The organism is Kribbella orskensis (assembly GCF_004342085.1).
Classification (GTDB): domain Bacteria; phylum Actinomycetota; class Actinomycetes; order Propionibacteriales; family Kribbellaceae; genus Kribbella; species Kribbella orskensis.
Genome location: NZ_SLWM01000002.1, coordinates 463,042 through 483,506, shown reverse-complemented (window position 1 = coordinate 483,506; position 20,465 = coordinate 463,042). Strand labels below are relative to the sequence as shown.

General features: G+C 67.7%; 17 protein-coding genes. 11 read left to right on the top strand and 6 right to left on the bottom strand.

Going from position 1 to position 20,465, the window contains the following annotated elements:
- Nucleotides 1–60: 60 nt before the first annotated feature.
- Both EV644_RS45185 and EV644_RS07340 read right to left on the bottom strand, forming a co-directional pair.
- A complete protein-coding gene (locus tag EV644_RS45185; RefSeq protein WP_199239679.1) occupies nt 61–441 on the bottom strand; it encodes a hypothetical protein in 381 nt (126 codons plus the stop codon).
- A gap of 145 nt (nt 442–586) precedes the next feature.
- Nucleotides 587–1,273 carry a GntR family transcriptional regulator gene (locus EV644_RS07340; protein ID WP_158292761.1) on the bottom strand — a complete coding sequence of 229 codons (687 nt, stop codon included), beginning with the start codon at nt 1,271–1,273 and terminating at the stop codon, nt 587–589.
- Nucleotides 1,274–1,411: 138 nt separating this feature from the next.
- On the opposite strand from EV644_RS07340, the gene EV644_RS07335 reads away from it, so the two are divergent.
- Genes EV644_RS07335 through EV644_RS07315 form a run of 5 tightly spaced genes read left to right on the top strand, consistent with a single transcriptional unit; the run spans nt 1,412 to nt 8,089 of the window.
- Nucleotides 1,412–2,611: a CaiB/BaiF CoA transferase family protein gene (locus EV644_RS07335; RefSeq protein WP_132187930.1), complete on the top strand. Its 1,200-nt coding sequence runs from the start codon at nt 1,412–1,414 to the stop codon at nt 2,609–2,611.
- A gap of 15 nt (nt 2,612–2,626) precedes the next feature.
- The gene (locus tag EV644_RS07330) at nt 2,627–4,708 is read left to right on the top strand and encodes a hydantoinase/oxoprolinase family protein (RefSeq protein WP_132187931.1); all 2,082 of its coding nucleotides are present in this window, start codon (nt 2,627–2,629) and stop codon (nt 4,706–4,708) included.
- 3 nt (nt 4,709–4,711) lie between these two features.
- A complete protein-coding gene (locus EV644_RS07325; RefSeq protein WP_132187932.1) occupies nt 4,712–6,583 on the top strand; it encodes a hydantoinase B/oxoprolinase family protein in 1,872 nt (623 codons plus the stop codon).
- 7 nt (nt 6,584–6,590) lie between these two features.
- Nucleotides 6,591–7,205: an isochorismatase family protein gene (locus tag EV644_RS07320; RefSeq protein ID WP_199239678.1), complete on the top strand. Its 615-nt coding sequence runs from the start codon at nt 6,591–6,593 to the stop codon at nt 7,203–7,205.
- Nucleotides 7,202–8,089 carry a hydroxymethylglutaryl-CoA lyase gene (locus EV644_RS07315; protein WP_199239677.1) on the top strand — a complete coding sequence of 296 codons (888 nt, stop codon included), beginning with the start codon at nt 7,202–7,204 and terminating at the stop codon, nt 8,087–8,089. The genes EV644_RS07320 and EV644_RS07315 overlap by 4 nt, the downstream gene beginning before the upstream one ends.
- Here the strand turns inward: EV644_RS07315 and EV644_RS07310 are convergent.
- Complete coding sequence (locus EV644_RS07310) at nt 8,060–9,028, bottom strand: helix-turn-helix domain-containing protein (protein ID WP_132187933.1); 969 nt, start codon at nt 9,026–9,028, stop codon at nt 8,060–8,062. The two genes, EV644_RS07315 and EV644_RS07310, sit on opposite strands and share 30 nt — an antisense overlap.
- A gap of 145 nt (nt 9,029–9,173) precedes the next feature.
- On the opposite strand from EV644_RS07310, the gene EV644_RS07305 reads away from it, so the two are divergent.
- The 5 genes from EV644_RS07305 to EV644_RS07285 all read left to right on the top strand — a co-directional run bounded on the left by EV644_RS07305 (nt 9,174) and on the right by EV644_RS07285 (nt 13,568).
- The gene (locus EV644_RS07305) at nt 9,174–9,968 is read left to right on the top strand and encodes an alpha/beta fold hydrolase (protein WP_132187934.1); all 795 of its coding nucleotides are present in this window, start codon (nt 9,174–9,176) and stop codon (nt 9,966–9,968) included.
- A gap of 43 nt (nt 9,969–10,011) precedes the next feature.
- Nucleotides 10,012–10,821, top strand: a complete 810-nt coding sequence (locus EV644_RS07300) for an alpha/beta hydrolase (RefSeq protein WP_132187935.1) — start codon at nt 10,012–10,014, stop codon at nt 10,819–10,821.
- Nucleotides 10,818–11,609, top strand: coding sequence for an MBL fold metallo-hydrolase (locus tag EV644_RS07295; RefSeq protein ID WP_132187936.1), 792 nt, complete (start codon nt 10,818–10,820; stop codon nt 11,607–11,609). The genes EV644_RS07300 and EV644_RS07295 overlap by 4 nt, the downstream gene beginning before the upstream one ends.
- Nucleotides 11,610–11,681: 72 nt before the next feature.
- A complete protein-coding gene (locus tag EV644_RS07290; protein WP_132187937.1) occupies nt 11,682–12,683 on the top strand; it encodes an aldo/keto reductase in 1,002 nt (333 codons plus the stop codon).
- A 48-nt stretch (nt 12,684–12,731) separates the two neighbouring features.
- Nucleotides 12,732–13,568, top strand: coding sequence for a helix-turn-helix transcriptional regulator (locus tag EV644_RS07285; protein ID WP_132187938.1), 837 nt, complete (start codon nt 12,732–12,734; stop codon nt 13,566–13,568).
- Here the strand turns inward: EV644_RS07285 and EV644_RS07280 are convergent.
- From EV644_RS07280 to EV644_RS07270, 3 genes are all read right to left on the bottom strand, one after another.
- Nucleotides 13,555–14,838, bottom strand: coding sequence for an MFS transporter (locus tag EV644_RS07280; RefSeq protein ID WP_132187939.1), 1,284 nt, complete (start codon nt 14,836–14,838; stop codon nt 13,555–13,557). The two genes, EV644_RS07285 and EV644_RS07280, sit on opposite strands and share 14 nt — an antisense overlap.
- Before the next feature lie 130 nt (nt 14,839–14,968).
- Nucleotides 14,969–17,389 carry a tetratricopeptide repeat protein gene (locus tag EV644_RS07275; RefSeq protein ID WP_132187940.1) on the bottom strand — a complete coding sequence of 807 codons (2,421 nt, stop codon included), beginning with the start codon at nt 17,387–17,389 and terminating at the stop codon, nt 14,969–14,971.
- A gap of 306 nt (nt 17,390–17,695) precedes the next feature.
- Nucleotides 17,696–19,486 carry an AMP-dependent synthetase/ligase gene (locus EV644_RS07270; protein WP_132187941.1) on the bottom strand — a complete coding sequence of 597 codons (1,791 nt, stop codon included), beginning with the start codon at nt 19,484–19,486 and terminating at the stop codon, nt 17,696–17,698.
- A 98-nt stretch (nt 19,487–19,584) separates the two neighbouring features.
- On the opposite strand from EV644_RS07270, the gene EV644_RS47690 reads away from it, so the two are divergent.
- Complete coding sequence (locus tag EV644_RS47690; RefSeq protein WP_132187942.1) at nt 19,585–20,463, top strand: SRPBCC family protein; 879 nt, start codon at nt 19,585–19,587, stop codon at nt 20,461–20,463.
- The last annotated feature ends 2 nt before the right edge of the window (nt 20,464–20,465 follow it).

The following is a 20,465-nucleotide window of genomic DNA, read 5'->3' as shown; positions in this document are numbered from 1 at the left end:
ACCAGTCGGAGGCAGCGACAAGATCCTCTGGTCTCCAGGAATCGTCGATCGCGATCGACCTCAGCAACGTCCATTCCCGCAGCCGGTGGACTCTCTGTCTACGATCACTGTGGACATGGCACGGCGCCAGTCAGGGAAGGTGGCGTCCGCAAGCAACTGCGCCGCTCTTCGGTCCAGATGGCGGACAACCGCCGACTGAGCCATGGTCCTGTCCGGGTCACGAAGAACCATCGCCACCAGGCCGGCTTCCTCCTCGGGGAGGACGTCGGCCAGTTCCTGCAGATACCGAGCGAACCGCAGATGCTCGTCGGGTACTTCCTCCGTGGTGTCGCTCCCGCTGTTCATGCCGCGGCTCCTTGGCCGTGCGCAGGTGGATCCAGTCTCGGCCGGGCAATCGTAGAACGACGGCAGCGCGTCGGCCTCGTCGACGACCTTGGCCACCGCAGTGCCGAACTTGGCGCCGTACGCGCCGCCGGTGACGCGAGCGCCGGCGAGCGCCGGCGAGCGGCGGTGTGCCGAGGGCCGCGACAGCGTTGTACTACGCGGGCTGTGGCGGGCGAGCGGGTTCCTTGATGCAGGCAAGGGGTCACGGGAGTGAGGGATCGTCTTGGGGAATGAGGGAGTGCCAGGCGCCTCGGACGTGGCTTCGCATTACTGATTCGGACCAGTCGGGGTCGGCGGCGGCTAGGGCTGCTACCAGTTCGTGGTGGTGGGCGAGGCTTCGTTGGAGGGCCTCGGGGGTGTAGTGGGTGAAGGTTCGCCAGACGAGGGGGACCTGGATGACCGAGGAGATCACGGCGGTCAGGCGGCTGTTGTCGGCGGCTTCCAGGATCGTGCGGTGGAACTGGTTGTTCAGGTCGGTGAGCTTGTCCACGTCCTTCGGGTGGCCGCCCGGCGCGATCTCGTCCATCCGGTTGGCCAGGTCGTCGAGGACCGCCACGTCGACAAGGCCTGCGGTGGCTGCGAGGCGGCAGCCCCATGGCTCGAGGACGGACCGGAGGCTGAAGATCTCGTCGAGGTCGCGGACGCTCCAGGCCTGGACCTGTACTCCGCGGTTCCGCTCGTACCGCACGAGCCCCTCGGCAGTGAGCCGGCGGAGCGCCTCGCGGACCGGAGTACGGCTGACGCCGATGGATTCGGCCAGTTCGCCCTCGCGGAGCCAGTCGCCGCCCTCGCGCCGGCCGGACAGGATCTGCTCGCGGATCAGGCTGTAGGCCTCGTCGGCGGCATGGCCGTTGTCGGCTTCACGCGAGGCTGGGGTGCGGTCGCTCATGGTGTTGATCACCGTACCAATCCACCGGAGTTGCATGCAATCAATGTGGACAATCCGTTGACACCAGCGCGAGACGCGGCCTAGGTTCACCACAATTACCGCGAATCGTATGCAACTTTGTGGATGGATCGAGGATTGATGACCGACGCGTTGCCCCTGGACGACATCCGGGTCGTGGAGCTCGGCCAGTTGCTGGCCGGGCCGTTCTGCGGTCAGTTGCTCGGGGACTTCGGCGCCGAGGTGATCAAGGTCGAGGACCCGGAGCGCGGCGACCCGATGCGGCAATGGGGACGCGAGCGGCCGTACGGCAAGTCCCTGTGGTGGCCGGTCGTTGCCCGGAACAAGAAGTCCGTCACCGCAGACCTCCGCACCGAGCAAGGGCAAGACCTGGTACGCCGACTGATCGCCAGCGCCGACGTGCTCATCGAGAACTTCCGCCCCGGCACCCTGGAAAGATGGGGCCTCGCTCCCGAGCAGCTGTGGGAGCTCAACCCCGGCCTGATAGTCACCCGCGTCAGCGGCTTCGGCCAGACCGGGCCCTACTCGTCGCGCGCCGGCTACGGCTCGATCGGCGAGGCGATGGGCGGCATCCGTTACGTCACAGGTGATCCTGACCGCCCGCCGGCCCGCGCCGGGATCTCGCTGGGCGACTCACTGGCGGCCACCTTCGCGTGCCTCGGCACGCTCGTGGCACTCCATCAGCGCGGTCGCACGGGCCGCGGCCAGGTCGTCGACTCGGCGATCTACGAGGCCGTGCTGGCGATGATGGAGTCGCTCGTTCCGGAGTACCAGGTCGCCGGCTATCAGCGCGAGCGCACCGGCACCACCCTGCCGAACGTTGCCCCGAGCAACGTCTATCCGACCGCCGACGGCGAGATGGTGCTGATCGCCGCGAACCAGGACACGGTGTTCCGCCGGCTGGCCGAGGCGATGGAGCGGCCGGAGCTGGCGGCCGACGAGCGGTACGCCACCCACGGCGCCCGCGGCAGCTCGATGGAGGAGCTGGACGGCCTGATCGCCGAGTGGAGCAGCACGGTGAAGGCCGACGAACTGCTCGACAAGCTCAACACCCACGGCGTACCGGCGGGCCGCATCTTCCGGGCCAGGGACATGCTCACCGACCCGCACTTCGCCGCGCGCGAGGCGATCGTCCGGCTGACCCACCCGGAGCTGGGGGAGTTCGCCATGCACAACGTCGTTCCCAAGCTCTCCGACAGCCCGGGCCGGGTTCGGCACGTCGGCCCGGCCCTTGGCGAGCACAACGAAGAGATCTACCGCGACCTGCTCGGGCTCGGCGATGACGCGATGACGTCGCTGCGCTCAGCCGGTGTCATCTGAGGAGGAGGGACACCCATGACCTACCGGCTCGGCGTGGACGTCGGGGGGACGTTCACCGACATCCTGTTGATCGACGAGGACACCGGACAGACGTACCGGGCCAAGACCTCGTCCACCCCTGAGGACCAGTCGATCGGAGTACTGCGGGGCATCGAGCGCGCCTGTACCGCGGCCGGCGTCCCGATGTTCGAGATCGGCGAGGTGTTCCACGGTACGACGGTCGCCACGAACGCGATCCTCGAAGGCAAGGGCGCGCGGGTCGGGCTCGTCACCACCGACGGCTTCCGGCAGGTCCTGCAGATCGCGCGGTCGTTCGTCCCCGGAGGTCTGGCCGGCTGGATCATCTGGCCCAAGCCCGAGCCGCTCGCGGCCCTCGAGGACACCGTCGAAGTGCGCGGCCGGATCGGTGCTCAGGGCGACGTGGTCACCGAGCTCGACGAGGACGACGTTCGGGCGAAGCTGCGGACGCTTAAGCAGCGGGGCATCGAGGCACTGAGCGTCAGCCTGATCAACTCCTACACGAACCCCGACCACGAGCACCGAGTCGGTGAGCTGGCCGCCGAGGAGCTTCCGGACGTACCGGTGTCGCTGTCGTCCTCGGTGCTGCCCGAGTTGCGCGAGTACGAGCGCACCATCACCACAGTGGCGAACGCAGCGGTGCAGCCGCAGGTCGCCCGCTATGTCGCGAACCTGGAAGCCCAGCTGCGCAAGTCCGGTGTGGACGGACGGCTGTGCATCCTTCGCAGCGACGGTGGTCTCGTCTCCGCGGCCGTCGCCGCCGACAGCCCGGTGAACCTGCTGCTGTCCGGGCCAGCCGGTGGAGTGACCGGCGCGACCTGGGTGGCCGAACAGGCCGGCTATCCAGACTTCCTGACCTTCGACATGGGCGGTACGTCGACCGACGTCGCCCTGGTGCAGGGGTTGACGCCGAGAGTCGGCCGGGAGACCACGGTCGGGGACCTCAAGGTCCGGGCCACCTCGGTCGACGTGCGAACCGTAGGAGCCGGAGGTGGATCGATCGCCCACGTCCCGCAGCTCACCCAAGCTCTGAGGGTCGGCCCACAATCGGCGGGTGCGTCGCCCGGCCCGGCGGCGTACGCGGCGGGCGGTACCCAGCCGACGGTCACCGACGCGAACGTAGTACTCGGGTATCTGCCGACCGAGCTGGCCGGCGGTGAGATCACGCTGGATCGTGAGGCGGCGCGAGCCGCGGTGAAGCCGATCGCAGATGCGACCGCGCTGGAGTCGGTGGAGGCCGCGGCCGCGGGCATCGTCGACATCGTCAACGAGAACATGTTCGGGGCGTTGCGACTGGTGTCGGTGCAACAGGGCTTCGACCCTCGCGACTTCGCACTCGTCGCGTTCGGTGGAGCAGGACCGCTGCACGCCAACGCTCTCGGCAAGCTGACCGGGGCATGGCCGGTGATCATTCCGCCCTCGCCCGGTGTCCTGTGCGCCTACGGCGACGCGACGACCAACCTGCGGGACGAGGCGGTCCGGACCTTGGTACGCAGGTTCAGCGAGCTCACCGACGACAGCCTGCAGGAGCTCCTCACCGACCTCGCCGCCAAGGCACGGGCCACCCTCGCCGAGCAGGATGTCGCCGAGGAGGACCAACGCATCGTGTACTCCGTCGACCTGCGCTACCACGGCCAGGGTTTCGAGATCCCGGTCCCGGTGGACCTCGACACCTTCGACGGCAACGGCGCGGGCGTCGCGGCCCTGCGGGCGGCCTTCGACGCGGAGCACCAGCGTTTGTTCTCCTTCGTCCTCGAAGCCGAGCAGGAACTGGTCACCGCCAGGGCGACCGCGCACGGCCCGAAGCCGGAGGTCGCGGCCCCCGAGTTGGAGGCCGGCGACGAGGATCCGAGGCAGGCACTCCGGACCCACAGCAGCATCTGGGTCGAAGGCGCCGAGATGACGGCCGGTATCTACGACCGGGCGTTGCTGCGCGCGGGCAACGTCGTCACCGGACCGGCGATCGTCACCGAGATGGACTCCACCACCTTGGTGCTGCCCGGTCACGCGGCCACCGTGCATCGCAGCGGCAGCCTCCTGATCCGTCCCGTCGACCACCCCGACTCCAGGGAGAGCTGACCCATGGCACGCCTGATCGAGACCGCGACCGACCCGCTGAAGTCCGTCGAGGTCGACGTGGTCACCCTCGACCTGATCGAGAACGCGCTGCGCAACGCGCGGTACGAGATGGACGAAGTGCTGTTCCGTACGGCGCTGTCGCCCGGCATCCGCGAGCAGCACGACGAGTTCCCGCTGATCGCCAACCCCGAGGGCAAGATGATGGTCGGCCAGTTCGGGCTGTCCATCCCGGATTTCCTGGAGAACTTCAGCGGCGACATCGAGGAGGGCGACGTCCTCCTGACGTCCGATCCCTACTCCTGCGGCGCCGCGATCAGCCACGCGAACGACTGGCTGGTGGTGATGCCGATCTACGTCGACGGACGGATCGTGGGCTGGTCCGCGATGTTCGGGCACATGTCCGACGTGGGCGGGAAGTCACCCGCGTCGATGCCGACCGACGCCCGCACGATCTACGAGGAAGGTGTGGTGATTCCGCCCTTCAGGCTCTACAAGAAGGGCGTGCTGGACGAGGACGCGCTGCGGATCATCCTCAACCAGGTGCGAAAGCCGGACTGGAACCGCGCCGACCTGCACGGCATCGTCGCGGCCTGCCGTACTGCGTCCCGCCGGGTGCAGGAGATGTGCGCGCGGTTCGGCGTCGACACGTACAACTCGGCGCTCGACCAGTTGCTGGAGCGCAACTACCGCGCGATGAAGACGCTGCTGGAGATGGTCTTCAAGGACGGCGAGACCATCTCGTTCACCGACTACATCTGCGACGACGGCCTCGGGTACGGGCCGTACGAGCTGAAGCTCAGCCTGACCCGCACCGGGGAGAAGGTGCTGCTCGACTTCACCGGCAGCAGCCCGCAGGCGCAGGGCCCGATCAACTACTACATCAACGAGAACCTGGTCCGGATGTTCTTCGGGATCTACATGATCACCGTCGCCGATCCGCAGATCCTCTGGAACGACGGCTTCTACCCTTTGGTGGACGTGAAGATCCCGGACGACTCGTTCTGGAAGCCGAAGTTCCCCGCCGCGCTGAACGCGCGCAACCACGGCATCGGACGGGTCTTCGACCTCTTCGGCGGCCTGCTCGGCCAGACGAACCCCGGGTTGCTCAACGCCGCCGGCTTCTCCTCATCACCACACTTCATGTACTCCGGTACGTACGGCCCGGGTGAGCGGAAGGGGGAGTGGTTCCAGCTCTACTCGATCGGGTTCGGCGGGATCCCTGGCCGGCCGGTGGGCGACGGGCCCGACGGACACTCGCTGTGGCCGTCGTTCGTCAACATTCCGTGCGAGTACCTCGAGTCGTACTACCCGCTGCGGATCGAACGGTGGGAAACCGTCGCGGACACCGGCGGCGCGGGCCTGCATCGCGGTGGCAACGGGGTCGACGTGGCCTACCGATTCCTCGAGGCGGGGACCATCGCGATCCACGACGACCGGTGGCTCACCTATCCCTGGGGAGTCAACGGCGGCGAGCCGGGTGCGCGGAGCCGCAAGTGGATCGAGCGCGCCGACGGCACCAAGGAGATGCTCGGCAGCAAGGTGCACGACGTGCCGGTGGCGCCAGGCGACCTGCTGCACTTCGTGACCTGGGGTGGCGGCGGCTGGGGTGATCCGCTAGCTCGCGACCCGGAGTTGGTCGGACTCGAGGTCCTTCGGGGTCTCCTGACGGCTGAGGGTGCGCGTCGGTACGGCGTGGTGTGCGACGAGGCCGGCGCGGTGGACGCCGCAGCCACGGACGCCCTGCGGACGGAGTACAGGGCTGGGCGGCCGGATCCGTTGCCGACCTTCGACATGGGGCCGTCGATCGAGACGATCCTCGAGCGGAGCCTGGAGGAGACCGGGCTGCCCGCGCCGCGTCCACCGGTGGCCCGGTGAAAGCGCTGTGAGTGGGATCGATGAGGGCTTCGGGGGTCGGCTGGCTCCCGGGGCTCGACCCGCCGTGCTGGCGGTAGACCTGATGCGGGCGTACTTCGACCCGGCCAGTCCGTTGTGCCTGCCGTCCTCCGCCTGCCTGGACGCGGCTGCGCGGGTGATCGGCGCGGCGCGGGCGCACGGAGTACCAGTGGTTCATACGCGGGTTGCCTATGGGCCGGACGGGGTCGACGGCGGCGTGTTCGTCCGTAAGGTCCCGGCGCTGCGGCAGCTCTTCGACGGTGGCGGCAAGCTGGGCGAGCTGATGCCGGAGGTGGCGCCGACCGCGGCCGAGCTGGTGCTGGTCAAGCAGTACGCGAGCGCGTTCTTCGGTACGTCGCTCGCGTCCACCTTGCTTGCCCAAGGCATCGACACGGTGGTGCTCGTCGGGGTCAGCACCAGCGGCTGCATTCGGGCGACCGCGGTCGACGCGATCCAGCACGGCTTCATCCCGCTGGTGGTTCGCGAGGCAGTCGGCGATCGCGCGTCGGAACCGCACGAGGCGAACCTGTTCGACCTGCAGGCGAAGTACGCCGAGGTCGTGAGCGAGTCGGCGGCGATCTCCTATCTGAAGGAGGACCGGTGATCGAGATCGTCGAGGTCTCACCGCGGGACGGGCTGCAGAACGAGTCCGCCATCCTGTCGACGACGGCGAAGGTCGAGCTGATCGAGCGAGCTGTTCGCGCGGGCGCGCGGCGGGTGGAGGTGACGAGTTTCGTCAACCCACGCAAGGTTCCCCAGCTGGCGGACGCGGACGAGCTGATGGCCGCGGTCCCGCGGTACGACGGGGTGCGGTATGCCGGGCTGGTGATGAATCAGCGCGGGCTGGATCGTGCGCTGGCCGGCGGAGTGGACGAGATCGACATCGTGGTGGTGGCGACGGACACGTTCTGTGGACGCAACCAGGGGATGACGACGGCCGAGGCCTGTGACACCGCCGCGTCGCTGGTGGGGGAGGCGCGGGCGGCCGGCGTGTTCTCGACGGTGACCATCGGGGCGTCGTTCGGGTGCCCCTTCGAGGGCGAGGTGTCGCTGGATCGTCTGGACGAGGTCCTCCAGCGGGTGGTCGACGCGGGGCCGGACGAGCTCGCTCTCGCGGACACGATCGGGGTCGCCGTGCCCTCTGACATCACCGAGCGGGTGGCTCTGGCCTCCAAGCTGGCCGGGGACCTGCCGCTGCGACTCCACCTGCACGACACCCGCAACACCGCGATCGCCAACGCGGTCGCCGCAGTACAAGCTGGCGTCACCACCCTCGACGCCAGCATCGGCGGTGCCGGTGGCTGTCCCTTCGCCCCCGCAGCCACCGGCAACGTCGCCACCGAAGACCTCATCTACCTCTTCCGCCGCATGGACCAACCGACTGGCCTGGACCTCGAGCAAACAACCTCCGCAGCCGCCTGGCTCCAGCAGCAACTCGGCACCACTCTCCCCAGCGCCCTACTCCGAGCCGGCGACTTCCCCTCCTGACCGCCGCCATTCGCGTGGAGGCATGCCATACGCGTGGCGGAAGCGGCGGGTGAAATGGCCGGGGTCGGCGAAGCCCCAGCGGGCGGCTATGGCGGCGATCGGTAGATGGCGGGTGGCGGGGGCGGTGAGTTGGCGGCGGGCGGCTTCGAGGCGTTCGTTGATGAGCCACTGCTCGAAGCTGAGGTTGTGGCTGGCGAACAGCTTGTAGAGGTATCGCACCGAGATGTAGTGCTCCGACGCCACCTGGGCAGGCGAGAGCTGCGGATCGGCCAGGTGCTGACGGACGTACCAGGTGATTCTCGTGAAGAGAACGTCGGCCATCGCCGGGCGATGGTGTCGGTCGTCGTCGGCCGCTGAGGCGAGCAGGGCGCGCACGAGATCGGTGGTCGCGGCGCCGAGCATCGGTCCGGACCGAGTGCCTTGCAATGCGTCACTGATCGGTGGCAGTGCGCTCAGGTGATGGAGCACCAGGTCGTACACCGGGCTGCTCTGCAGCCGCGCGGTCGCGGCTCGGACGGTCTCGACGCTCAGCCCGAGATCGGCGTAGTCGATCTGGAAGGCCAGAGACGCTCCGTGACCACTCCACGCGAATTCGTAAGGAGAGGTCAGGTCCACCAGCATCAGCTCACCGGTGTGCACCCGTTGAACGTGCTCGTCCTGACTGAAAGCGCCTGTACCGACGACCTGTACTGCGAGCGCAAGGCGTTCGGGGGCTCCGAGCCGCACGTGCTTGGTGGTGCGGACCAGCCGGATGCCGGAGCCCTCGTTGCGGAACAGATCCGGTGCTCCGAGTTGCCAGAAATCCATCCGGGCGTGGACGTTGCCGTGGTGGTCCTCGTGCTCGACGCGTGACGGAACGCTCGCGGACATCATCGCCGCGTAGAAGGCCTCCGCACGCTCCTGGGGCGGCAACTCTGCCGTGTCGAGAATGACCGCCATCCAGCCTCCACTCGAGGTTTGGCGGACTGTGCACCAGCAGCCCGGAACCGTGCAGTCAGATCCTATGACGGGCCCCGTTCCGCTGGCTACGTTTGCGCCCACGGTGCCTGGGGGCCCTCACCGTCTCTTGCTCGAAGGAGAATTCATGTTCCTGCGCAAACGACGTCTAGCCCACCTTCTCCTCGCGGTCGCGATGATCTTCGGCATCGCCGGATCGGCGTCCGCGGTCTCGCAGCACGGTCCGAAACCGACCATCGTGCTCGTGCACGGCGCCTTCGCCGACGCCTCCGGCTGGAACGACGTGATCCGCAACCTTCAGCACAAGGGCTACCCGGTGCTGGCCCCCGCGAACCCGCTCCGCGGCGTCGACCCCGACTCGGCGTACCTGCGCAGCGTCCTCGCGACGGTGAAGGGCCCGATCGTCCTGGTCGGACACTCGTACGGCGGGTTCGTGCTGACCAACGCGGCCACGGGCAACCCGAACGTGAAGGCGCTGGTCTACGTCGCCGCCTTCGCGCCGGACGCCGGTGACACCGTCGGCGGCCTGTCCGGGCAGTTCCCCGGCAGCCAACTGGGCCCGGACGCTCTGGACATCAGGCCGTACCCGGGTGGTGCCGACGGCTACATCAAGCTCTCGCTGTTCCGGCAGGTGTTCGCGGCCGACGTGAACGCGTCCACCGCCGCCGTGATGGCGGTCTCCCAGCGCCCGGCCGATCTGGGCACGCTGGGCCAGCCCTCCGGCGTACCGGCGTGGAAGACGATCCCGTCGTGGACCCTCGTCGCCGCGAACGACCAGGTCATCCCGGCCGCCGCACAGCGCTTCATGGCGGAGCGAGCCGGCGCCCACGTCGTCGAGGTGAAGGCGTCGCACGTCGCGATGATCTCGAAGCCGGGCCCGACGACAGATCTCATCCTCGCCGCCGCCCGGAAGACCTCCTGATGCCGTACTTCGCTCGCTGTCCTGACCGAAAGGGATTCTGATCATGGCTGCTCCCGACACGATCGTGCTGGTGCACGGCTTCTGGATGACTCCGCGAAGCTGGGAGAACTGGGTCAAGCACTACGAGGAGCGCGGCTTCCGGGTGCTCGCGCCCGGATACCCGGGGTTCGAGGTGGAGGTCGAGTCGCTGAACGCCGACCCGACGCCGATCCTCAAGCTGACCGTGCCGATGATCATCGAGCACCTCGAGTCGGTGATCCGCGAACTGCCCTCGCCGCCGGTCATCATCGGTCACTCCGCGGGTGGCGCGTTCACCCAGATCCTGCTCGACCACGGCTTCGGCGCGGCCGGCGTGGCGATGAACTCGGCGCCGACGGAAGGCGTCCGCGTCGTACCGCTGTCGCAGGTGAAGTCGACCCTCCCGGTGCTGAAGAGCCCGGCGAACCGGCACAAGGCGATCCCGTTGTCGCTGGAGGAGTTCAAGTACGCGTTCACCAACACCTTCACCGACGAGGAGTCGAAGGCGCTGTACGAGCGGTACGCGATCCCGGCGAACGGCGGCATCCTGTGGGGGAGCGTGCTGGCGAACTTCCAGCCCGGGCACCAGGACACCTGGGTCGACTACCACAACGACCACCGGGCGCCGCTGCTGTTCGTCTCCGGCTCCGAGGACCACATCATGCCGCCTGAGGTGCAGCGCTCGAACGCCAAGCACTACAAGTCGGACACCGTGACCGAGGTGAAGCTGTACGAGGGGTACGCGCACCTGCTGCCCGCGCAGGCCGGCTGGGAGTCGATCGCGGACGAGGTCCTCGACTGGGCCCTGAGCCACGCGGCGGCCGACAAGCCGTGACCGAGATCCGGATCACCCACATCGGCGGCCCGACCACCCTGATCGAGGTCGAAGGTTGGCGTCTCCTCACAGACCCGACCTTCGACCCGCCGGGTCGCCGGTACTCGTTCGGCTGGGGTTCGGCCTCCACCAAGGTGGCCGGGCCGGCCGTGCCTGCGGCGGACCTGCTGCCGGTCGACGCAGTACTGCTCACACATGACCACCACGCCGACAACCTCGACGATGCGGGTCGGACTGTGTTGCCTGGTGTTGGTGCTGTCGTGACCACCGTGGCGGGTGCGCGTCGGCTCGGCGGTGACGCCGTGGGTCTCTCGCCCTGGTCGATCCACTCGCTGGAGAAGCCCGGTCTGCCCACGCTCGAGATCACCGCGACGCCTTGTCGGCACGGCCCTCCACTGAGCCGCCCGATCACCGGCGAGGTCACGGGCTTCGCCCTCCGCTGGCCCGGCCAGCAACACGGCGCCTTGTGGATCTCCGGCGACACAGTCCTGTACTCCGGTGTGCGCGAGGTCGCCAGCCGCGTAAACGTGGGCACGGTGTTGCTCCACCTGGGTGCGGTCCAGTTCAACGTCACCGGGCCCCTGCGCTACACGATGTCCGGACCGGAGGGTGTCGAACTCTGCGAACTCCTCCGGCCGCACACCGTCATCCCCGTGCACTACGAGGGCTGGAGCCACTTCAGCCAAGGCCGCGACACCATCGAGAAGGCGTTCGCCGCGGCTCCCACCGATGTCCGCGACTCGCTGACCTGGCTCACCTTGGGTGCCCCGAAGACACTCGCTGTCTGAGTGCCTGGTTCTGCTGGACCTAGGTTGAAGGTGGCCTGGTTCGGTGCGATGGGCTGCGCGAGGCTCGGTCGCATGACTGATTGGGAACTGGGCAAGGTCCGTCTGGGCGCGGACGGACCGGTGGTGGGCCGGCAGGGCTTCGGCGCGATGGCGATCAACACCGGGTACTACGGGCCGACCGACGAGGCCGCCGCGCGGGCGACGCTCGAGCAGGCGCTGGCGGTCGGGATCACGCTCTTCGACACGGCGGACGCGTACGGCGACGGGGCGAACGAGCAGTTCCTCGCGCCGTTCCTGGCCGCGCACCGCGACGAGGTGGTGATCGCGACGAAGTTCGGCCTCGCCGATCGCGCGCGGGGGATCGTGAACGACCCAGCGTCGATCCGCGCCGCCGCCGATGCCAGCCTGCGCCGCCTGGGTGTTGACCACATCGACCTGTACTACATGCACCGCCGCGACGTGAACGTGCCGATCGAGGAGACCGTCGCCACCATGGCCGAGCTCGTCCAGGCCGGCAAGGTGCGGTATCTGGGGTTGAGCGAGGTGACCGCCGACGAGCTGCGCCTTGCGTATGCAGTACATCCGATCGCTGCTGTGCAGTCGGAGTGGTCGCTGTTCAGCCGCGACATCGAGACCCAGGTGGCGCCCGCGGCTGCCGAACTCGGTACTGCGCTCGTGCCGTACTCGCCTTTGGGTCGAGGCGTCCTCACCGGCGCGGTGCCCTCGGCGGACCACCTGGAGAGCGACGACGTACGCCGGAGTATGCCTCGGTTCTCCGAAGGCAACGACACGGCCAACCACGATCTGCTGGCCCCGCTGCGGGCGATTGCGGCAGCGCGTGGTGCGACGCTTGCCCAGATCGCGCTTGCCTGGTTGCACGCGCAGGAGCGGGTGTTCGGTCTTCCCGTCGTACCGATCCCCGGTACGCGCAGCAGCGCGCGGGTGGTCGAGAACGCGCGCGGCGCACTCATCACGCTGACCGACGAGGAACTGGCGCAGCTCGACCCGCTCGCGGACAGCGTGGCGGGCAACCGCTACGCCGACATGAGGTTCACCTCGGCTGGACGCGAGTAGGTCTGGCAGGGCCAGGCTGAGTTGGGCGGCCGGGCATACGGTGGAAGGGTGAATGCTCAGCTCGGCGACTTCCTCCGGTCCCGGCGCGCTCGCCTCAATCCTGGCGATGTCGGTCTGGTGCAGCACGGACAGCGACGCGTGCCCGGTCTCCGTCGCGAGGAGGTGGCGCAGCTCGCCGGCGTGAGCAGCGACTACTACACCCGGCTGGAGCAGGGGCGCGGTCGGCAGGTGTCGGACGCGGTGCTGGACGCGATCAGCCGCGCCCTGCGGCTCACCAGCGCCGAGCACGCCTACCTGCACGATCTCGCCCGGCCCCAGCGCTCCGACGCCGGGTCGCGACCGATCATCCGCGCCAGCGTGCACCAGTTGCTCGCCAGCCTGCGGGACGTCCCCGCGATCGTGGTCGACTACCGGATGGTGATCGTCACGGCGAATGCCCTCGGCAACGCTGTGTTCAGCCTCACCGAGGACCCGCGGACCCGCGACCGGGCCCGGAAGTTCTTCCTCGACCCGGCGTCACGCGATTTCTTTCCCGACTGGGCGGCTGATGCCGAGACAGTGACCGCCGAGCTCCGGGTCCAGACCGCGCGCCACCCGCACGACCGCTGGCTCGCGGAGCTGGTTGGAGACCTCAGCATCAACAGCCCCGAGTTCCGCGCGCTGTGGGCCGACCACACGGTCAAGGAGAAGACCCTGGGTCGGAAACGCCTCAACCATCCGCTGGTCGGCTCGCTCGATCTCACCTACGAGAGGCTGGCCATTGCCCAGGACAACGAACAGACCCTGATCACGTACCTCGCCGCCCCGGACTCGCCGACCGCCGAACGCCTCGCGATGCTGGCCAGCTGGACCGCGACAGGAGACCTGACGGTCAGGCAGGGGTGAGAACCTGCTCGTCTGCCGTCGTCCTCACCCCGGCGTCGGGCGGAGCATCCGTGATCGCCCGTTCGCGCCGGGCCAAGAGGATGAACGGCAGGACGAGCAACTGGATGCCGGCGCCGACGACGTACGCCGGGCCGAAGCCCCAGACATCGGCCGCCTTGCCGAGCGCGGGTTGGATGACCACGCCACCGCCAGAGGCGAGCAGGTTGTCCGAGGACAGTACCGTCGCGCGCTGGCCCGACGGGATCAGACCGTTGAGGAATGCCTGCCTGACCGGCATGGCGGCCGCGAACATGGTGGCCCAGATCGCCAGCAGCAAGAGCGCCGCCCAGAAGTTCGACACCAGCCCGATCAGCACCAGCGACACCGCGATGATCACAGAGGTGATCAGCAGCACCGACGTACGCCGCCTGAACGCCCGGCTCACCAGCGATGCCGAGGCGCCACCGGCGATCTGCGCCCCGGCGACGAGTGCGGCGGCCAGCCCGGCAACCGCGTACGAGTCGCTGCTGCCATAGAGCTCGAGCAGGTACGGCTGGGCGGCGTAGAACCCGTACCCGCTGACGCCCGCGGCGAAGGGAGCGGCGAGCATCAACCACCGCACCGGCGGATTGCCCAGTCCATGACGCATGGACGCCCGCAGAATCCCGCGCATCTCGCCAGTCACCGAAACCCGCGGCTTCGGCTCGAAGCCCACATCATGCATAGCCCGCCACGCCACCACGAAGGTGAGCGCCAGCAACACCGCCCGCACAACGTACGGGACCCCGAGGTTGGTCGTCTGAGCCAACACCCCACCAGCGACCGTCCCACCCATCATCGCGACCCCACCCGCAACCTGCCCCTTGGCAAAGGCTGCCTCGAGCGACCCCTCGTATCCAGTGGCGTTGAGCCCATCCACGAGCCACGCCTCAGTGGCGCCGCTGAAGAACGTGAACCCCAGACCCAACAACACAGACGCCCCGGCCCAGGCGGCAAACGGCGCCTGGGTCTGCCATAGAACCAGGTACAACAACGTCGCCCCCACCAACGTGGCCGCGCCGAGCAGATACGACATACGCCGCCCCACGGTGTCAGCCACAACCCCCGTAGGCACCTCGAACAACACCATCCCAGCGGTGAAGAACGCATTAGCCGCAAATGCCTCACCCACACTCAACCCGGCATCAAGCAGGAAGAGCGTATTGATCCCCCAGATCATCGACGAAGCACTGGTCGACACCACCACGAGCACCAGATACGTCCGCAAAACCCGCTCCGCCGGACCCTTCATCACGAGCCTCTTCCGTCACATCAGCACCAACCCAACCTGGGCTGTCACATGCAACGTCGGAGCACCACGCACGTCCTCGACGTGGAAAGCGCAGGAGCCGGGCAGGCTGAGCCGCCGCGTTACGCCTTGGTCAGGACTGTGAGCAGCGTGCGCTCCATTCGGTGACCGCAGCCTCCGTACTCAAGGTGTGTGGATGGTCAGGACCCAGTACCCGGCGACGGACTGGAAGAAGGTCTATGAACTGGTCGCGAGCTGACCAGGGATCGCCCGCGTTTCCAGTCCATGCGGCCAATCGCGCACGGTTGGCAAGAGTGTGGGGATGCTCGAGTCCTAGGACGCGTTCCCGCAGGTGCAGGAGGGCCAGGAACTGATCGCGTGCTCCGACCGGGTCACCTGCGATTCCCGTCCACTTCGCGAGATTGTGCCGGGTGTGCAGGGTGTCCGGGTGTTCAGCGCCGAGGATCCGCTGTCGAACCGGCAGTAAGGCGGCAAGTTGATCGCGCGCCGCCTCTGGCGCCCCGGCCTCGCCCGTCCATGCGGCGAGATGGAGGCGGACGGTCAACGTGTGTGGGTGCTCGTCCCCGAGAACGCGCTGACAGACGGGCAGGAGATCGGCGAACTGGTCTCGGGCCGAGCGGTGGCCCCGAGCTCGGCCAGTCCACGCTGCCGCGTCGGCTCGCACGTACAGCGTTTGTGGATGTTCGGAGCCAAGGACTCTCTCGTAGATTGACACCAATTCGGTCAGCTGATCACGCGCGTGCTCGCGAAGACCGCCCTCACCGGCGAGGAGAGCGAGCTCGGCCCTGACGGTCAGAACGGCCGGATTCTCCGGACCGAGTACGGGGGCCGCAGTGTTATAGATCAGCGTTCCCTGTGCTTGCGCAGCCGGGAACTGGCCAGTGTGACGCAGAAACTGACATGCCCGGGCAGCGGCTTCGGTCGCATCGACGACGGTCTGCGGTGACGGCGTGCTGGTCCGGGCCTCGGCAGTCAGGAGATGTACTCCGTGCGGAACCAGGAGTTGCCAATCCGGCCAGTTGACGGGGTTCTCGGGGTCGAGCTCCGAGCACGCATGGACCAGCAGCCGAGCTGCGAGTGAGGTGGTGACCTGAAACTGCTGCGTAACCGCAAGATGGTGGAGACTCGCATCCCGGATCAGCGGATGAAGGCGGATCACCATCGAAGCGCTGCCCTCCCCGGATTGCGCTGCGTTCGTGTCGACGGCAAGGTCGATCAGTCCGAGGCTTGTGAGCCCATGGAGCAGTCCACGAATCTGGGCGGCGTCCGATCCGCCGAACTGAGCTGATTCTCCGAGGAGTTTTGGATCGAGGATCTGCTGGCAGGGGATCGGCGCGTCGGCGAATGCCGCCAGCAGTCTGAGCATTGTCCTGGTCAGCGGCAGTCCGCGGTCGGCAAGCAAAGACAGCGAGAGCTCCCAGGTGCGCGCGATGACCTGCCGCGCTTCGTTGACCGACAGGCGGTCTGTTTCGTCGGGGAAGACCGCAGTCAGACCGCTGGTGTCCAGAGCATTCTTGTAGTCGGTGAAGGTCGTGAAACTTCCAAGCAGACGAAGTTGATTGGCGTCGGCCAGATATCGGCCTGCCAGAGTCAATGCCAGTGGCAGCCCGCCGAGGCGCACCGAGAGGTCCTCGGCATCCGCGATTGTGCCGGCGTCGTGCTGTATCTGGTCGCACAGGACTTGGGCGCCGTCAGTCGACGAGAGCAGCGGAATCTCGCGCAACTGGCACCACGCTCCCCAGGTGGTCGTGGTGCTGTCACGGGTCGTCAACATCACGGCGCCTTGCTTGCCTGCCAGTGGGCGGAGCCATCCCCGTTGGTGAGCAACAGGCTCGCCAGGTGGCGCCAATAGGCGGGTGTCGTCCGCGTTGTCGATTACCAGAAGCCAGCGCTTCGGGTAGGCCATGAGCCTGCGCCAAACCACATCGGGGGCGTGATCTGCCCACTCGTGATCGAGTTCCTGCGTGGTTGCACCCAGCGTTCTGGCCAGTAGTCGCATTCCTGTTTGCAGATCGGTGAAAGCAGCGGCCGAGACCCACCAGACCTCGACGTCGAGTCGTTGTGCTTGCAGTGCGACTTGATGGGCAACGGTCGTTTTTCCTCCACCCGCTGTGCCGTGGAGTACCTGGATCCGAGACGGGTGTCGACTTCTCCGGCCGTACAGCGAGAGCAGATCCTCCACCAGTTCGTTGCGACCACGGACCCGCTCAGCTGAATCCAGAGTAGGCACGGCCAAGGACCCCATTCCAGCAACGGGAACACCAGTCGTGTCCAGTGGCTCCTTATTGCTCGTGGCGGTTCTGGTCCGTGACTGGAGGACAAATCCGGTGACGGAAAGGAGTAGCGAGACGAGGCCAACGGCCAGCGAATATGTACTGCTGAGCTGATCCCGCGTGGCCAGATCCGCGCTGAAGAAACGGTCGATCGTCTGGCGAACGGAGGACACACTCGCCAGCAGGAGACCAGCACCGATCAGTGCCAGAACGATCCACAGGAACCTCATTCGCACCCGCGGTGGATAGAGCCGTTTCACCTTCTGATCACCTGCCCATCAGCCCCGTGGTCGCCAAAGGCAACCCCGGAAATGATTCTCCCGGACAGACGGCAATGCCGCGTCCGCACCGGCATTGCGGCGAGAGCGGCCGGCTCTATGCGGTGATGAGGTCGTGTGTACGCGTTCGGCAAATTGGCGACGCTTGCGCTCGTCGGTCGGCTCGCCCGCGACTATTGGAGGTATTCGCCAGGCCCCGCTTGGTGGCCCCGCCGGCTGTTCCTATCTACCGCCAGGGTGGGTGGGTCGAACGGCGACGCAGGAGTCGCGAAGCGGCCGAAGTACCAGCTACTTCTGGTACAGGGCTTCTACGTCGGCCTTGTGCTTTTCCATCACGATGTGGCGGCGGAGGGAGAGTTTGAGGGAGAGTTCGCCGTTTTCCTGGGTCCAGTCGGTTTCCAGGATGGTGAACTTCTTGATGCCTTCGGCCTTCGACACCGCGGTGTTGGCGTCGTCGATGGCGGACTGGATCTCGGCGATCAGGTCCTTGTCGGTGGCCAGGGTGGACATGTCGTCGGGCTTGCCGTTCTTGGTGGCCCAGGCGCCGATGGTCTCGGGGTCGATGGTGACGAGGGCGGCGATGAAGGGCTTGCCGTCGCCGACGACCATGCACTGGCTGACCAGGGGGTGCAGGCGGATGCGGTCCTCCAGTACGGCGGGGGCCACGTTCTTGCCGCCGGCCGTCACCAGGATCTCCTTCTTGCGGCCGGTGATCTTGATGAAGCCGTCGACGTCGAACTCGCCCAGGTCGCCGGTGTGGAACCAGCCGTCGGCGTCGATCGCGGCGGCGGTGGCCTCGTCGTTCTTCCAGTAGCCGAGCATCACCTGGCCGCCCTTGAAACAGAGCTCGCCGTCGTCGGCGACGCCGACGGTGACGCCGGGCAGGGGCTTGCCGACGGTGCCGATGCGGATGTCGTCGGGCAGGTTCACGGCCAGGGCGGCGGTGGTCTCGGTGAGGCCGTAGCCCTCCAGCACCGGTACGCCGATGCCGCGGAAGAAGTGGCCGAGGCGGTCGCCGAGGGGAGCGCCACCGGAGATGGCATAGTCGACCTGGCCGCCCAGGACGTTGCGGAGCTTGGCGTAGACGAGCTTGTCGAACAGGGTGTGCTTGGCCTTCAGGCCGAAGCTCGGGCCGCCCTTGTCGAGCGCCTGGGAGTAGGCGATCGCGGTCTCCGCGGCGGCGTCGAAGATCTTGCCCTTGCCGGCCGCGTGCGCGGTCTGGCTGGCGGTGTTGAACACCTTCTCGAAGACGCGCGGCACGCTGAGGATGAAGGTCGGCTTGAACTCGCCGAGGTCCGCGACCAGGTTCTTCACGTCCGCGGTGTGGCCGACCTTGACCCGCATCATCACGCAGCCGACCTGGATGATCCGGGCGAACACGTGCGCCAGCGGCAGGAACAGCAGAGTGGAAGCGCCCGTCAGCTTGAACAGGCCCGGCAGCACCTTCACCGCGGTGCCGAGCTCGTCCATGAAGTTCGCGTGGCTGATTTTGCAACCCTTGGGGCGGCCGGTGGTGCCGGAGGTGTAGATCAGCGTCGCGAGGTCACCAGGGACCACGGCGGTACGGCGCTTGTCCAGCTCGGCGTCGGCGATGTCCTTGCCGAGCACGGTGAGCTCGTCGACCGCGCCGGACTCGATCTGCCAGACCTCTTGCAGCGAAGGCGCCTCGGCCCGGGCGGACTCGACGACGGCGCCGTGCGCGGCGTTCTCGACGACTGCGACGACGGCCTCGGAGTCGGTCAGGATCCAGTGGACCTGGGACGCGGAGGAGGTCTCGTAGATCGGCACGGTGGCCGCGCCGATGCTCCAGATCGCGTAGTCGATCAGGGTCCACTCGTACCGGGTGGCGCTCAGCAGCGCGACCCGGTCGCCGTGCTTCACCCCGGCCGCGATCAGGCCCTTCGCCACCCCGCTCACCTGGCGGGCGAACTCGGCCGCCGAGATGTCCAGCCAGCCGCCGTCGACCCGGCGGCTGAAGACCGCGGTGTCAGGATGGGAGGAAGCGTTCGCCCAGACGGGATCGCTCAGGCTGCCGGTGGTCGGTGGCTCGATCACAGCGGGGGTGGTGTACTCACGCATTCCGCGTCTCCTCAGTCGGTCACGAATAGTCGACTCCGGCGCACGCTACAGTCACCTACCCGGAAGTAGCCAGATGAGTGTGACCCAGGGAACTAGCTATGCCATCGCTCGACATCAGTTGCGACGACTTGGTCGTTGCTGATCCAGCCTACGTCGCGGATCGTCTCGGTCAGGACACCCTCTGGCGCGAGTGGTGGCCCGAGTTGACCCTGACCCCGTCGGAGCGCCGCGGCCTGGAGGGCGTCCGGTGGGCCGTCACCGGCGCCGCGATCGGTACTGCGGAGTGGTGGCTCGAGCAGGTCCGCGACGGCGTGGTGGTGCACTGGTACCTCCGGGTCGACCCGGTACGCCGGACCGGCCGCCGGGGGCTCGCGAAGCTGCAGGAGCAGTACGTCGCGCGGTACCGGAACAACATCTGGCGGTTCAAGGACGAAGTCGAGCGAGGCCGCGCCGCGGGCGAGCGCAGGTCCGGCTGGGAACCCGCGATAGTCTCCGGGGAGGGCGGCGGCGCCCCTTCCAAGTCCCGGCAGCGGAGAGGTGAATCGATGGCAGAGCAGACCACCTCGACCATCGTCGTGAACGCGACCCCGAAGGCGATCATGGCGGTGATCGCGGACTTCGAGGCGTATCCGGAGTGGGCCGACTCGATGCGCGAGACCGAGGTGCTGTCCACCGACGAGGCCGGCCGGCCGAAACAGGTGCGGTTCAAGGTGGATGCCGGGGCGATCTCCGACGAGTACACGCTGGACTACGTGTGGTCCCGCAACGAGGTCACCTGGACGCTCGTCCAGGCCAAGATGGTGAAAGGCATGGACGGCGCCTATGTCCTGCGCGACCTGGGCGACCAGGGCACCGAGGTGACGTACCGGCTCGCGGTCGACGTGAGCATCCCGATGATCGGGATGCTCAAGCGCAAGGCCGAGAAGGTCATCATCGACACCGCCCTGAAGGGGCTCAAGAAGCGCGTCGAGTCCTGACC